A 15,045-nucleotide genomic window follows, 5' to 3' on the forward strand; every position below is an offset into this window, starting at 1 on the left:
ATTCTCAACGGAGCAGACCTTCTTTTTCGGTGATGCCATCTGCATTGGCGAAGGCCTTCTGCACGGTGGAAAACTGTTCATCGGTGAGAATTTCGGCTGTCATTATCGGGCGATAGATCTTACCGTTGAACTGCTGAACGCCTCCGATGCTTTGTCCTACTACAACTTTTTGCGTTGGCGTGGCTGCCAGAATGTTCTGCTGCGAGGCCGCGATGACCCAGTTTGAGATTGAACCGCTTACCTGCGCGCTGAGTCTGAGCTGGCGGTTGATCTTGTCGTAGACGGCCGTGACATAGGACCACTTGTCAACTGGAAGTGTCCCGACATGTTCGACAATGTGGCTGGTTTGCCCCCCGGTCCAGGCTTGCAACCGAATTTTGCCCGTCTCACCAATCTCCAGAGCCGCGCCCGGAGTGGTACCCGCCAGCTGGGTGATCAAGGAACGTATGTTCCCTCCCCCTACACTCGTGGGGCAGACCCACGCAGCAATACTGAAATCACCGGACGTGTCCACGGCTCCAGCGGCGGTTTCAGCTTTGCCGGCTCCCGGGTTGAACTGCAGCGCACGCGCGTTCGATGGCTTTGTGGGAGCAACATCCCCGCACGATCCCTCAGGAACGCGCTGCTCTTTGAGGTTTCCGTCTGCGAATATGCCGGTCCACTTTGCGTTACCCGACGGAACCAAATCGACGACACCCTTGGTAAGGACAGGTTCCGGGACCGTCAACGTTACCTTCATTGCATCGCCCCGCTGGTAGTCCTCACCGATATCGGCGACATTCCCCGCGGCATCGAAGGCCCACACTGTCAAGTAAGTTGTCTTGTTCACTGCGCCGATATTCACAACCACACTATCTGCGCCTGGGCATACGATAATGAACTCTCTCTTGGGAGGTGATTGGCAGGTAACATCGACATCGGCGAGCGGAAGGGCAGGCGCATCCCTGCTCACCGAATAGATAAACCCGTCAGCACGAAGTTGCCGGTCCGTGGTGTATCCGTTGCTAATGAGGAACGGATAGGAGGCATCACCCGGCGCGTTGTTGTTATCGGTATATTTCCTGACCACGCCATCTGCATCAGGTGTATAGGCGTATTTGGCCCCCGCCACTGGCGTAATCTTCGGAGCCACTGGTGGAGTCAGATCAATCGAGAAGGCGAAGTTCATGAGTGGCGATATGCCACCCCAGTCATCGTAAGTTCTGGCTTCGAAGACGTAGTCACCCTCGACCAGGGCTGGCGCGGAGCCCCACTCCATGGTTTCCGCGTGCCATTTAGGGGAGGCATTCTCTACCACCCCACTGAAGATACTTCCGCCACCCGAGGCTCTGCGAACACTGTAGACCACCTTTATTTCGCCCCCGTCCTCATCGTCACCAACCATGGCGGTTAACTTGGGCTTGGGGATGCGCGTGACGTACTTGGACGTAGCTCCCCACGGGGCGCCGGTCCATCGACCGGACTGTATCGAATGAATCGCCGGTCCGATCGGATTGCGGTTGTAGTCAACCCTGATGGCACCGGAGTTCGCGAACCGCTTCCACGCCAATCCGCTGGTGTCCAATTCGTTGTCCGCAGCGAGCATGATCGTCCACTTCGAGGAATTCAGCAGAATGTTCTCGGCAGCGAGTAGATCGAAGCCAACCATGCCGGCCGGGCAAGCAGAGCTATAACCCTTAGCGACATTGCCGCGGTCAGTGCGCACCTTCAGCTGGGGCTGGTTGTTCCAAGTCGTGCCGGTGCCAACTTCACCGGTAATCCACGATGCAATCCCCGTAGGAGTACAGGACGAAGACCACGTCTCCAGAATTTCGAAACGGGCGTTGATCAAGTTCGCTGTCGCGTCGAACGTCTTACCTTCGAACTGAAAGTACGAGCGAGCAAGGTGGGTCACGCCGTCCGGCGCCCAGTAGTTGGGCAGGTAACCGACATTCATGGTCTGGTCAGTGAACTGGCCATTCCAATACGAGGTGTTCGGGTAAGCAGTGTCCACAAAGACGTATGAGGTCCGCGGTGTGTTCCATGGCGGATCCACGTAGATGGGGTACTGCAAGTCAGGAGTTTGCAGGATCTCGTCCATGCCAAACACCTGCGTCTGCTTGCCGGCTTCCTGGCCAAGGCTGAACGAGAACGGCCGCGTCAGGCCCGGAGTACCAGGGTCCAACGCGGACGCGCCCGGCTGGGATGAGTCCCACCACTGGCCACCGCTCATGTGCAGTTCGACCTGACCGGTATCGCTTCCCGTAGCCGTCAAGGTACCCTCGCTCGTCTCTGAAACGGTGGTGTTTCCTGCATCAAGGAACAGCCGCATCTGCACGACGCGAGGGTCCTTGGCGGCCTCAGCGGATTCGATCTTCAACACCTGGGAAACGCCGGTTTGATGGGCGATCTGGACCAAATCCACACCTGGAAGCACCTGGCGGTAGGTCGCTACGTTGGCATCGATGACGGGTTCCGGAAGCGTCCCGAAGGGCCAGGACTGCGCGATCGAATGGCCCTCTTTGTCGTCGATCGTGGCCATGTCGCTTGAGCCACCAGCCCCCAGAGTCAGATCAACCGGGATCTGCTCAGGCTTAATAACCGTTTTGCCGTCTTCGACGGTCCTAACGAGGTCCGTGGAGATATCAACCCAGCCCTCGCTGGTCTCCATCCGGACCGGGGCTGTGTTCATGGTCCGGGTAAATGTGCCATCCGGATTCGCAACCGTCAGATCCGTCGGGGTCGTGGCGTCATCGACAACGACCTTCTCCCCGGATGCCTTGGCCTCTGATTGAGCAGCCCGCTCTGAGCCAGGCTCCGGAGGCGTGGAAGATTCCGGGCTCGGTTCAGCAGTCGGCGGTGTCTCAATTGGTTGATTGGAGGGAGCAGCAAGAACAGCAGGCGCTGACAAGCCAGCAAGGAGCAACGTGAGCGCCAGCGCAGGTGCGCAGGCACGACGAAGGAAGGCAGCAGAAGAAGCCACAGCATCACTTTCCGGAGCAAAAGTCACTCGACAGAGGGATGCGTCAGTTGCCGTCCGAAAACCCCCAAATTCGACTAGCGAGAGGAGCCTAACCCGCCCATAAGGTTTTTGCCAAACAAAATCCAGTCAACACTCAGGAAAGTGTGCACTGTGACGAATCTCGCGCCGGAGTGGTCGGGGGTAGCGCCCGCCTGTTCACAGAGCAGCGTGCCCTGGGGCCACTCAAACGTCGATAATGGAGATTCTGTCGTCCTAGCGAATGGAACTACGAAGTGCCTTGGGTCTACAAGAAGCCTGTTAAGGATTCCCCGACTGCTCCGTCAGCGACGGAAGATGCTGCCGTTCCGCCCCAGCCGGATCATGCCTGGAAAGCACTCTCAATCGTCAACGAGTGGGTGAGGTATGCGGATACTAAGACTGGTGTCACTTTGGCATTCATTGGGGTCACGAGCACGGTCTTGTTCAACCTTGTGAAAGACGAGCAGCAGTGGACATGCCGCCTTGTGGTTGCCGTAGTTGCATGTGTGGCAGCCCTTCTACTCTCTGTTGTCTTCGCCTACCTGGCTCTGTTCCCACGGGTGGAGAGCCGTTCAGGTAACAGCGAAGATCCCGACGAGGAATCGGTCAATCTCTTGTTCTTCGGCAGTGTCTCCAAGCACTACTCAAAGAGGCAGCCAACTTACCGCGAGGTGCTGTCCACTCTGACAAGTGATCCTAAAAAGCTAACTCGGCAAATCTCCTCGCAGATCCACGAGAACTCACACATTGCTACGGTGAAATTTAAGTACGTCAACCGGGCCATCATGGCGGAACTAGTTGCCGTTGGCGTGGTTATCGTCGTCGCCGTGATCGCTACGGCAGGATGGTAATCATGGACGGTAACTACTCGCTTTATAACCACGTCTCCAGCGCCAGCCGGATTGATGCGATTCTGGACCAATCCAGCGATAAGTTTGAAGAGCCGCATGCTCTTCCGGACCGCGATGACCTGACGTTTACCAATGGATTCTACGGATCGTGCTCGGCTGTCTTCGTGGACATTCGTGATTCGTCAGGACTTACAGACAAGCACACGCGCCCTGTCCTAGCTAAGATCTACCGCTCGTTCATTTCCGAGATGGTTGCAGTCCTCAACGGTGCCTCACAAGTGCGAGAGGTAAACATCGTCGGCGATTGCGTGTGGGCTGTCTACAACACTCCCTATAAGACCGACATAGACGAGGTATTCGAAAGGGCATTCACGGCCAATACGCTCAAAAAGCTGCTGAATGCCAAGCTGGAAAAGAAGGGGTATAGCACGCTGAACTTCGGCATCGGGATCGACTATGGCCGAGCTTTGATGATCAAGGCCGGCTACAGCGGCAGCGGCATTAACGATGTGGTGTACATGGGTGACGTCGTGAACAGTGCCGCTCACTTGGCACACAAAGCAGGACGAGGATGGAACAAGCCGATCTGGGCCGGGGCTGACTTCGCGGGCAACCTGAACGAGCACAATTCAGGACTTCTGAAAAGCTCCTACGAGTACGACATGGGCCGCACCGTGCACGTGGGAGACGTCATACATACGCCTATGAACAAATGGATCGCTGAAAACTTTGGCTGAGCTTTCTTAGCGGCCGAAGTCGCTAAGTGTTGGCGTCGCATTCCTGGCTGAACGTGCTGTCGAGGACGCGCGGACGGCTTGAAGAGTCTCGCTATCGACGAGCGGACCGTCCACGGTGGCGCGCCCCTGGATAGTCTCCAGTTTGGGGCCAGCGTCGAGCCCAGCTTGCGTGGAAGCCCCTATGGAGACGTTGCCCTGAACCCATCAGGCCGCGAGATTCTGGGTACTAGATTGTCGGTGCCATGAAGTACGTTGAGCGCCAACGACTACTTCAGGAGAGCAAATGAGTATTCACTACTTCGACTCGCTCGGACAATGGGTTGCCTTCCGCACCAGCGAAATCGACAAGAATCTATTCAGCCCGACGGCGCAGTGGATCGGCTGGCTTGCGTGGAATGACAACGACGTGTGCGGCGTAGCGACCAAGATGTACCTTGGCTCGCTCGTCGGCGATCGCTTCCTGAAGAAGGTGCATCCGCCCTCCCATTTCACGCCTTTCACCCCCTTTACGCCTTTCACACCATTTACTCCGTTTACGCCGTTCCCCCAGCACTCGATCGGGCTGCCGGCCGGCTACGTCGACGTGTACTGACCCGTCTCTTCCTCCTCAAAGCCCGTCTTACATCACACTCGCCCTTTCCCTGCAATCGAAACAACTGAAAAGGATCCGTCAGTGCTCCCTGTGCAAATTGACCGAGTGAACTCGGATGCCGAGCGATCGGAAATCGAGGCCTTCTTCACATCTCACATCCACGTTGTCAACCGGTTCCCGTTAATGGCCCGGGCAATCGATCCCCTTAAGGGGTTTCCGTCATACATCCTCACCGCCCGGGACGCTGGCGGTTTAGTCGGGGCCATTCATGCGGGCGCGGCAGCCGAGCAAATCTGGGCCTATGTCAGTCATGGACTTCCAGCCTCAGAAGCCAGCCAAGGCATTAGGGATCACGCCATGATCTATAGCCTCGCGGTCCGCGATGATTGCCGACGGCAAGGAATCGCCCGGGCTCTGGTCGGGGAGCTGCTCGCCCAACTTCACGGATTCAAGCGTCTCTATGGCGTGACCGAGCCGGACTCGGCTTCTTTCTATCAAGCGTGCGGCTTCAGTGTGCTTCCGCCGGGCGTCGAGATTCAGCTCATGATTGGCCGGGCGCAGGTGAATATCCCATTGGCAGGCAAAGGATCCTGGTTCAGCAGGGCGTTGCGACCAAGGCCGTTTTAATCCTTGGGGTCAGATGGAAATGACGGAACACCCAAGGAGGCCTGCCTAGCCATGGGCCAGCTTCTCCCGGGCAGCGTTGAGGCTGATGTCGATACCCTCACAGTTCGCCTAACCACCCCCGTTGTACGGCTTCGATCTTGCGACCATCAAGCGCTTCGATCTTGCGACCATCAAGCGCTTCGATGAGCTCCTCATCGGAGGTTTCAGCTTCGCGCCTGATCATCGAAGATGACCAAGCGTTTCAGCGTGCAAAGCCTGCGAGAAACCGTTGCAGGCCTGAGAAGGGGTACCAGGCGTCCTAAGTTCGCATCGTTGGGGTGCCAATCCCGCGGGTCACGCTGCCCCGGGTCTCGATCAGCGGGGCTAAACCCGCCGTCGCCTGTTGAGTCAGCTGTGGCACGCGAAACTGGCGACGACGTCCAGCCGCTTCATGCGCCATGGGAACGGTCCTGGCCTTAAGGAAGGCCATCAGAGCTTCCGGCTCCAGAAGAATGTCTTTCTTCGTCGCTGGTTTACGTTCTTGCCGCCGATTTGATTATGGATCGGTCCCCGGGCGAGAGACATCATTGACGAGTACAGCGCGTAGGCATCCTTTATTGCGTCGTAAAGGGCCCGCTGTTTCCACCAGGAAGCGCCCACGGGGTCGAGAACACCGTTCTCATTGGAGCCTCCGAATATGCGATGGGAAGCCCACCGCTGCACTGTCTAACGCCGCGTCCACGAACAAGCTCGACCTCCTCACTGTGACACCCTGTCTGTCCTGGTTGATGGCATCCAACTTCTCGTTATGCCAGTACTGCAGCGACATCGGACCATGCCCTGGACCGTGCGTCCATTTTGGTGGCGCGGCAAAGACGTCACCCCGGCCTCCACGCTTCGGGCCGTGCACGATTACAACTTCCCAGCTTTAAGCAGCCCTAATCAATGTCGGAGTCACGCGCTATTGGCGTGACCGCCCACGCTTACACCTTCAACGCCTAAAGAGGTCTGTCAGCAATCTGGGCAAAGCACCCCTGCGGCCATGGGCAGGCTCATCGAGGTTTTGCGTTGCTGAGTCCACGGCGGGCACGTGCAAGGAGTGGCTCAACCACGAAACATTGTCATTGGAGACTCGATACCAGTGCAATACAACCCCGAAAGCCCATAATCGAAGAAGAGTATGAAACCCGAAACTAAACCTGGTTACCGGCCCTGAGGAGATGCGCGTAATCTGGAACCAAGCGTAAAGCATGGAAATCAGGGTGATAGTTGGAAACAATCCAACCGTGACCCTCATTAGCGGCCCGGTTTGACTAGAGCTAATAATGCTACCTATCAGGATCATCGAGGTTGGAGTTATGAACACAACTAGTGTCACTATACGGAAAAGGAGCGAAATATTAGGGATAACAGCCACTATAAGAAGAGCTATAAAGTTAAGTAGCAGAAACACTGCTAAAACGATAATGAGTGCGATGCAAACCCCAACTCGTGGTATTACTCCTTCGACTCCCGGAGGAATAGTCAGCCCGTCTTGATTGCGGTAATCAGACAAAGCCACCGGTATGATTACAACGAAGAAAATCAACACGAGGGCGATCGCCCATGAGCGTCGGCGGGATGGGACATCACGCCGAACCCGTTGAAGGCGCTGCTTCCACTTCTGCTGCCAAGCAACGGCAGTAACAAGTCGCTGCTCTAAATCCTGGGTCGTCGCGACTCGAGCGGCATCCAAGCACAAGGTCGCAGTAACCAGGCCGCAAAAAGCCACAGTTGCAGACATGGCTTCGTTACGCTCGCCCGCCCCGCCAAGTAGGCCACTCAGTACGGTGAAGACCGTAAAGATTGCAATGAGTGAGGCGGTGACTACAGCAATCCGTGAAAACATTCGAATACGCTCCAACTCCTGTTCACGAACACGAGGGGGGCGGTCTGTATCAAAATTAGAGGCCATGTCAGATCGCAGCCCATGAACCGCTACTTGGAGGGCGATGGCCAAGGGCACGACCACGGCCAGCACAACTGGAGGGTCCTTCCAAACGAACCAAACAAAAAGGGCATCGATCCAAGGTGAGATGAAGTCGTTGACCTGATGGCCGGGGTTCAAAATTATCCCCATAAAGTAGGCGGCACACCAAACCAATGCCAAAATGGCGGCAGTGTACTCAGCTAGCTCCCAAAGCACTTTCGAGTACCTGTCTACAACAAGTTTAGGAGTTTTGTACGCCATGGCGATGATCTTCTCACGGCTGCGGAGGGAACGCAGTAATACACGGCTAAAGCGCGGCTTCGTTCCGCCCGGTTCGGCCACACAAATCAGAAGAAACCTCTGAACACAGAGGCTGCCCAGACACTACTCGGGTGCCGGGGGCCTGCGCCTTCACTCCCGTCGCGGACCTCTCCGAACGTACTGAGGAAGAAGAGTACCAATTTCTTTAGGTTCTCGGCGAAAATCATAGGGAGGAAAGCCAACTCGTTGAAGCCCTGGTCGCCGCCCCTGCCGAACGCGTCTCTTGGGACACACTCAGCAGGTACTACGGTGTTGCCCGACAAAGACACCGGACACACCGGGCTTTCTTCGTCCTCGATGTCGTACCTTTCATCTCGTCACCAGTCTCAGAAAGAAATAAGGCGTATGGATCAGTTCGTTCAGTTTCTAGTTCAAGGACAGTCACCGTGGTGGTCTGCGCTCATCGGGACAGTTCTTGGAGGATTGATCTCTCACTTCACGACCAAGCAAAACGCCAGAGATCAGCGGATAGCTGACCGGATCAAACACGATGACGAGCGTTTTCTGGTCGATAAGGAAAAATGGCGCACTGAAACGGTCGGTCACATCTCCGACATGTTGGTTGCGAACTACAGGCTTCGTAACCATGTTCTGACCTCACGTCGTGTAATACTCGCCAACTACCCTGAGGCACCACATGTAGCCGAGGACAACAGAGCTGACTTCATCAAGGAACTCGAGGACTATACGGAGACGGTGCTCCCTTTGCAGGAAGATCTGCAGCGTCGTTGGGCCATCCTGCAGATTACTGCCGATGGTGACTTGGCAGAGGCCGCCGGTAATCTCTTCCTAACATTGGCCGACCACCATCCCGAGCTGTCAAAGGAAGACTTCAACGCGTCCGTGGACCGAGCCTCAAAGGCTGCTGCCTTGCTGATGAATATAGCCCAGCGAGAACTTGGCTTTCCCTTTGGTTCCAGGACGGGGCTCGTCGCGCAGTTCAGTTCGTAAAAGGCAGGGGCTTCTGGCGGTAATCCCCTACGGTGTCATCCCTATCAAAATGCGCTCATTGTGCCTGATTTGCCATTCAACCGCTCCCAAATCCTTTCCCCACAAGCCAGCCAAGAGTTCACAGCTTTCCTCTATGTCCCACGGCTTGGCACTCGCTCGACGTACTTGAGTGAATGGGCCATCCGTCTCTAGCAATATCCGATTCTTGGGCATTCTTGCCACTAGATCTTTGCCTTTTGCCCCGGTCAACATCGAGGGACCAACACTGAACCAGCAGTCGCGATCGATAGCACGTTTGAGCTGGTTCTGAGTCCCAGAAAACCAGTGGAGGATCGGTTTGTTCGTCCCTCCAAGTTGTTCCAGCATGGCCATTACCGGGTCAGCTGCACGTCTGCTATGGATGGACAGGATTTTGTTTCCAGCTTCACGGCAGGCCCGCAGAATGCGGTCAAAAACGAATTCCTGATCGGCCCAGGATGCTCGTGATTCCGGTGACCCATCGAGTCCTATTTCGCCGACAAACTGGGTTTCGGGCAGGTAAAGCTCGAGCAACCCGACCTCGTGCTTTCGTTCCGCAGCCAATTGGGGGTGCAGGCCTATGGCCGTCTTGATCACGGGTCGCCCAACGGCAAGCTTTGATGTGCCCTGCCATGCTGACGGTGTCGTGGTCACAGAAAGGACACCAATGCCTCGGCGTTGCGCCTCCGCGGCTACGTCGTGGGGATCAGGATACAAGTCCAGATGACAGTGAAAGTCGATCATGACAGCCCGTATTTCGCCTGCAGCACGCCTAATTCATCGAGGCCTCGTTGAAGCATTTTCCTGAGCTCTGGCCTGTTCTTGATTAGTGGTGAGCTCAAAACTGGACCGAGCCACCGGTCGAGGCCATCCTCCTGGACTGTCAGCCGTGCAATAGCTACCGAACGAACATCATCAAAGGCCGAATGATCTTCGTCCGGTCGGCCGAGATTGTCGAAAACGTATGGGGTTGTGTCGTTTCGACCCCAAGCGACGAATGCTGCCCGTCGAATCTGACATGGCACACAGCGCCCACAGTGTTGGTAGTTAAATCGTTGAAATCTCCCGCAGCTCGTGGAAATATGTGCCTCACTGAGTAGAAGTGTCTGATCGAGGCATTCCTGTAGCATCTCCCCTTTAGTCTTCTCGGAGTAAGGATTCTCGATACGAACTCTCAGCCCAACGGCATCAAGGACTTGCTGAATTTTTCCGAGGAACTCCGGATGGGCTGTGCGAGTGCTGAGGCTACCGATTCGGGCACTTGTCAACGGCGGATTGATGGCAATGAATCCGTTTTCACACAGATAGACGGTGACGGTTTCACCATCCCGATAGCGTTGTGTGGCTGTGGCTGCTAGAACCGCGAATGCCAGAAAGATCAATGATCGGGAGCGCTGAGAGGTTTCCTTTTCGCCGCGGGGTGTACTTGCGTTGTGGTTAACCTGCAAGTGGTCGAGAACCCCATCTATTCGCTTCGCGAATCGTTCCTGCTTCTCGGCATCACCACGCACGGTTTGGCTGACGGCGAATAGAGTTCGGCCTTGTGCGGACAGATCGATCGCACCAACAAGGGAATCTAAACCCCCGGAAAGCAGGACGACGGCTTCCGCTGCAGGATATCGGGGCTTTTTGGGGGCTCTGGGGAAAACACCACCCGGGCGGAACGACATAGTCCACAGATCAGTCGTTAAAAACCTCAATGCGGCCTCAACGGCACTCGATACTGGCGACCAACGGTCGCTGTCGTAAAGGGAGATATCCAGCTCAAATTCGCGAGTCCACCCATCCGGACTATCGGATCGTTTGCTCTGGCCATCGGCAACGACTACTGACAAAGCGATAGCTAGTAGGTCCCAAGCCGCCGGGTCGGGAAGCAACTGTTGACGCCGGACAACGTCGCCGGCAGACCATCCTGCAGATGGAATATTCAGTGAGCTATCCTTCTCGAAAAGCAGGATAGGAGTGACCGCTGCCTCCCGCTGGGCAAACATATCGCGGGGACCACTCAGGTACTTCACGTTGTGTACTCCTCAAACACCGACAGGGTCTCCTGCAATGCCCGGCTGGTCAGTCGAGCAATACTTTTGGTATCAGTCATAGAGCCGCGTTCACGTACGGCCCTAAATGCAGCCGCAACTTGTTGGACGACGAAGTCTCGGATGCTCTTCATTCGCCGGAGCCCAGTTGCCGCATCGGAGGCCTTCTCCAAGACGGTTTTCTGGAGATCCAGACAAAATCGCCCATACACGTCCAAGGCCGCGTAGCGTTCAATAACGAACATACGCTGGTCATCAGTGAGCGCTGCCAAATCCGCATCGGGATACTTCACTAGGAGCTCCGACAGCGAATCGCGTACTGCACGGCGAGATGCTTCTTTGTCCTGGGTCCCGTCAATTGGGCTGGCAGCGTCCGCGATGGCGTCGAGAACAATGTTGACGTCGCTCCCGCTGGCTATTATTGCGTCACGAAGTTCAGTGCCATCGGGCATCCTGCCCGATCGCAGAACTCCCCCTAGCCGGTTGGCCGTCGCTCCCGTTCCTCCGAGGCGGCGATTCATCGTTCCGGAGCCCCCGTAGCCAGTGCGGACGTAATGCCCTAAAGCTCGACGTAGTTCGCGACTGTCGCCGTTGCGGGCATATTCACCGAGAGATCGCCGCGCCCCCCGGAATCTGGCCGTGGGGGCCAAAAGCGTCAGCGAGGTGTCAGTTTGTTCTTCACCTGCTGATCCTTCGGCGTCGGCGGGAGCTTCTTGCGATCCATCGTCGAGTGACTCCACGTCGTCCGCCCATGGCGGGACCAGGGCAACGCCGGCGGTCGGCCCATTACTGCTTTGCGATGTTCCCACTGATAGCTTTCTTGACGACGTTTTCTACTTCCGTTGACCCCAGCCAATGGTCGAACACTTCCTTCGCCCACGGCTGGGATCCTATCTTGGGAACGATCCCCGGTTGAATCTGCTGGCCAGGGCGGTTCATGAGGAATCCTGCAAGTCGGCTGCCCTGATTAGGATCGGCAGTCACAACCGCGGTGCAGGCATCCAATATGGGAGGCGCGCCCCATTCCTGTACCCTGCCGGCCTCGACCAACAGTCGGTCCATGATGGTCGTGAGTTCCGCCTTTTGTATGAGAGCAAGGCTCTCAATCAGTACCTCTGCCTCAGTTGGGCTCTCCAACAAAGCGCTCAGGTATCCTGCGGCTTCGGAAGAAAGCCTGTCAGCAGCAGTAATCAACGGAGCCTGTTCGCGTCCCACGTAAAGAGCACCTCGTAGATCGTGGTCAGCAAGCATTGGCGGCAGGGCAATCCATTCCCGGACGAAATCATCGTCCCATGGAGTTTCGAGCGAGAACTCTTCGTTCTTGGAGGCCGCATCCTCCCAAGGGCCTAGAATTCTTGGTTTACCGTCTGTATCTGTGTTGACGGCTTTGCTGAGCGCCGCGTAGGCCGCGGGGGTGGCTAGGCGTTCGAAGAGAAGTAGCTTAGTGAGTACCGCCTCATCGACGCCGACCCCTTGCGCTTTCGAAATACTCATCCGAATTGACAATGCATTGAGAAACCGCTTGATCAAACGTGGATTTCCTGCAATCCGATTGGAGCTGGCCATCAATGGTGCGAGGCGATCAGCAGTATCAAGCCGCCCGACAAGTGACGGGGAAAGCTCGATGCCGATGCTGGTAACGAACGAGCGGTCGACCCGCTTCCCCTTCCAGGTTTCGCGGAGCTGGGCGGCGATGGCGGATCTCAGCGCATCCTTGTGTTCATTGCGTAGTTCGCTGTTATCGATGAAGAGCATCATCAGGTACGCGCGCACTTCTTGAGTCCCCGGTGCGGGCACTCGAATAGGGATCTGAACAAGCTTGTCGAAATAGTTGGTGACAAGCTCATCGTCGTCTAGTCCCTCAAAATGTTTTCGGACCGCATGCTTGATCATGGTGTCATCCGCCGCGATCACGAAAGCTGTGTTCTTCAGGAATAAGAAGAGGCGAATCGCTTCGAGCGTAGAAATGGTGGTCCCCGGCATGCACCGATCCAAATCGTCGATAAGAACGACGAGAGTAACTCCGATGCCCTCCAAAGCCTTTTCGAACGAGTCCCGCAAGGCCTGTATCTCCTTTGGCGGTGACGTGGTGTGCTGGGGGCTGAGCAAAGCCTGGCCTCCAGCAGAAATTTTTGCAGCCAGCGTGCCGGCCTTTTCCACATCTTCACCCTCCAGCTGGCCCGTCATTCCTTCCTTGACCAGACTTGCGATCTCGCCTGGAAGCCCCACCGGAGGAATTCCGAGAGCCAACGACGCTGCAGGCACGGCCAGCAGCTTGGCGAGCCTAAACCATTTGACCCTGCCCAAGAAGTCGCGGGCTTTGTCCATGCCTGTTTTCCGCTGGGTCGCTTCTGCCTCCAGCTTATTGGCAATGACATCCAAGAGGGCAGCTCGAGCGTCGTCATAGCCCTGGTAAAGCCAGGCATTGAACTCGACAAAGAGATACTTCCCGTTGCCTTCATCAGGCTGATGCTTCTCCAGGGCCGCTTTAGTCAGTTTGATCATGGACGATTTGCCAACACCCCAGGCACCCGAGACACCGATAGACACCGGCCTCCCACTGGCGCTGACGATGACTTCTGCAATGGTGTCCGCAACACCTTCGAAATTTAGGAAATCCCGGTCAGTTTCACTGTCGAGCCACATGGCAGGATCGCCTTTCTAGTCCCAGCCTCTTGTCGGCGATCTGAGTAGTAATTGGTCCGTCTTAGAATGCCACGTTTACTGCGCATACAAGCGTCAGGCGCGCCACTAAAATCAGCCGTCATACAGGGTCCTGCCGAGAAAGACCCGGACCGCACTCGGATGTAAGCGGCGAATCCCCACAGTGTCGACGCAGCTCTGATCTCGTTCTTCTAGTTCTGAGGTGGTCTCCGCAGCGCGGTCATGAAGATTTTGCCTTCAGTCGTGGGTTTGAGCATCCACGTTGTAAGAACCGTGATAAAACGGCTCAGATGGTCGCTAATTCGCGCGGAGACTTCATCTGCTGCCAACTTCGTATATATCGCAACTGCGTGGTCAATGGTGTCGCCAGGCTTGATCTGCGGTGCAATATCTTGCATTCCGAGGTGGATGAGGCCGTTGCGCAGCTTTCGCTGGCTGAGGAGCCACTGACTTTCCGGCTCGTCGAGAAAGGCGTGCATCTCAGCGGGTACAAGCTCGGGAGCCACCTTGCGAAGGATAGCCAACGAGGTAACCGACTGGAAAAGCGCGACGAAGCGATGCTTACGCGCGCCGGCTTCGCACGCCAAACATGCAGCGCGTGCGGTACCTCGCTCGGCTGTCACTGCAATGCTCTGGACCGTCAGCAGCGCCGCGGCAAGTGACTGCGAAAGCGCACCACCGAACAGTCGGTTTATCGCCTCTGCACTCTTGGTGTCCCAGAACTCAATGGAAGGCATCGGTGGCAGGGCATGCATGGCAAGATCCGAACCCTGCAGCAAAATGCCAGCGACGTTGCCGATACCAACGCTCAACTTATGGATAGCGGGCCCGACCGAGTCTAGCGATGCTGTCTCCGATGGTCCGAGCCCGGTCAAGTAGTGTGCGCTGAGAAGGCTCGTATATGGACGACCATCAATCGTTATGACGGAGAGGTCATCCCGAAGAAAGTCAAAAAACTTGGCTCGCTTCGCGGGAAAGAACGCCCCGTGGTTCGCTCTCAATAGCTTATCGAAGTGTGTGACGACACCCTCGAGGTTGCGTTTGTTATCGGCGAAGAATTTGCCGCTCATTCTGGCAGCCTTCGCGATGTCCACAGCCCAGCCGGCCTCAAGCTTCCAGCCTAGGGACTTCCCGAAATACACCTGCGATTCATATGCGGCCATGACGCCGTATTGAAGCAACGCGATCTCGGCTGTCGCCAACGCCGGCGACGCATTGAGAAAAGTCGCCGCCACATAGTGCATGTCAGTCCGAGCGATCTCCAGTGCTATCGCTTCGATTGGTTCCAAATCCGGCAAGGCTCTCCTTTACACACTAACG

At 56.3% G+C, this 15,045-nt stretch carries 13 protein-coding genes; 5 read left to right on the top strand and 8 right to left on the bottom strand.

Annotated features, from left to right (window positions below; all coding sequences use genetic code 11):
* Nucleotides 1-4: 4 nt before the first annotated feature.
* Entirely contained in the window at nucleotides 5-2,962 is a 2,958-nt protein-coding gene (locus tag ACFVSJ_RS19535) for a LamG-like jellyroll fold domain-containing protein (RefSeq protein ID WP_387438692.1), read from the bottom strand.
* Between the two features lie 272 nt (nucleotides 2,963-3,234).
* Between ACFVSJ_RS19535 and ACFVSJ_RS19540 the strand changes: the two genes are divergently transcribed.
* The 4 genes from ACFVSJ_RS19540 to ACFVSJ_RS19555 all read left to right on the top strand — a co-directional run bounded on the left by ACFVSJ_RS19540 (nucleotide 3,235) and on the right by ACFVSJ_RS19555 (nucleotide 5,787).
* Complete coding sequence (locus tag ACFVSJ_RS19540; protein WP_387438693.1) at nucleotides 3,235-3,831, top strand: Pycsar system effector family protein; 597 nt, start codon at nucleotides 3,235-3,237, stop codon at nucleotides 3,829-3,831.
* Nucleotides 3,832-3,833: 2 nt separating this feature from the next.
* The gene (locus ACFVSJ_RS19545) at nucleotides 3,834-4,568 is read left to right on the top strand and encodes an adenylate/guanylate cyclase domain-containing protein (protein ID WP_387438694.1); all 735 of its coding nucleotides are present in this window, start codon (nucleotides 3,834-3,836) and stop codon (nucleotides 4,566-4,568) included.
* Between the two features lie 283 nt (nucleotides 4,569-4,851).
* Nucleotides 4,852-5,160, top strand: coding sequence for a hypothetical protein (locus tag ACFVSJ_RS19550; protein WP_387438695.1), 309 nt, complete (start codon nucleotides 4,852-4,854; stop codon nucleotides 5,158-5,160).
* A gap of 105 nt (nucleotides 5,161-5,265) precedes the next feature.
* Nucleotides 5,266-5,787 carry a GNAT family N-acetyltransferase gene (locus ACFVSJ_RS19555; RefSeq protein WP_387438696.1) on the top strand — a complete coding sequence of 174 codons (522 nt, stop codon included), beginning with the start codon at nucleotides 5,266-5,268 and terminating at the stop codon, nucleotides 5,785-5,787.
* Between the two features lie 97 nt (nucleotides 5,788-5,884).
* Here ACFVSJ_RS19555 and ACFVSJ_RS19560 read toward each other — a convergent pair whose 3' ends face one another.
* Together ACFVSJ_RS19560 and ACFVSJ_RS19565 are read right to left on the bottom strand one after the other, a co-directional pair.
* Nucleotides 5,885-6,010, bottom strand: coding sequence for a hypothetical protein (locus tag ACFVSJ_RS19560; protein WP_387438698.1), 126 nt, complete (start codon nucleotides 6,008-6,010; stop codon nucleotides 5,885-5,887).
* A 747-nt stretch (nucleotides 6,011-6,757) separates the two neighbouring features.
* The gene (locus tag ACFVSJ_RS19565) at nucleotides 6,758-8,077 is read right to left on the bottom strand and encodes a hypothetical protein (RefSeq protein ID WP_387438701.1); all 1,320 of its coding nucleotides are present in this window, start codon (nucleotides 8,075-8,077) and stop codon (nucleotides 6,758-6,760) included.
* A gap of 324 nt (nucleotides 8,078-8,401) precedes the next feature.
* On the opposite strand from ACFVSJ_RS19565, the gene ACFVSJ_RS19570 reads away from it, so the two are divergent.
* Nucleotides 8,402-9,007, top strand: coding sequence for a hypothetical protein (locus tag ACFVSJ_RS19570; protein ID WP_387438702.1), 606 nt, complete (start codon nucleotides 8,402-8,404; stop codon nucleotides 9,005-9,007).
* 27 nt (nucleotides 9,008-9,034) lie between these two features.
* Here ACFVSJ_RS19570 and qatD read toward each other — a convergent pair whose 3' ends face one another.
* The 5 genes from qatD to ACFVSJ_RS19595 all read right to left on the bottom strand — a co-directional run bounded on the left by qatD (nucleotide 9,035) and on the right by ACFVSJ_RS19595 (nucleotide 15,023).
* Complete coding sequence (gene qatD / locus ACFVSJ_RS19575; RefSeq protein WP_387438703.1) at nucleotides 9,035-9,769, bottom strand: Qat anti-phage system TatD family nuclease QatD; 735 nt, start codon at nucleotides 9,767-9,769, stop codon at nucleotides 9,035-9,037.
* Nucleotides 9,766-11,043 carry a Qat anti-phage system QueC-like protein QatC gene (qatC, locus tag ACFVSJ_RS19580; RefSeq protein ID WP_387438705.1) on the bottom strand — a complete coding sequence of 426 codons (1,278 nt, stop codon included), beginning with the start codon at nucleotides 11,041-11,043 and terminating at the stop codon, nucleotides 9,766-9,768. Before qatC ends, qatD begins: the two co-directional genes overlap by 4 nt.
* Nucleotides 11,040-11,801, bottom strand: a complete 762-nt coding sequence (gene qatB, locus ACFVSJ_RS19585) for a Qat anti-phage system associated protein QatB (protein WP_387438706.1) — start codon at nucleotides 11,799-11,801, stop codon at nucleotides 11,040-11,042. Before qatB ends, qatC begins: the two co-directional genes overlap by 4 nt.
* Nucleotides 11,802-11,847: 46 nt before the next feature.
* Nucleotides 11,848-13,707, bottom strand: a complete 1,860-nt coding sequence (locus ACFVSJ_RS19590) for a P-loop NTPase fold protein (protein ID WP_387438707.1) — start codon at nucleotides 13,705-13,707, stop codon at nucleotides 11,848-11,850.
* 209 nt (nucleotides 13,708-13,916) lie between these two features.
* On the bottom strand, nucleotides 13,917-15,023 hold the full coding sequence (locus ACFVSJ_RS19595) for a hypothetical protein (protein WP_387438709.1): 1,107 nt from the start codon (nucleotides 15,021-15,023) through the stop codon (nucleotides 13,917-13,919).
* Nucleotides 15,024-15,045: the final 22 nt, after the last annotated feature.

This window comes from Paenarthrobacter sp. NPDC058040, assembly GCF_042885775.1.
In the GTDB taxonomy this organism is placed as follows: Bacteria; Actinomycetota; Actinomycetes; order Actinomycetales; family Micrococcaceae; genus Arthrobacter.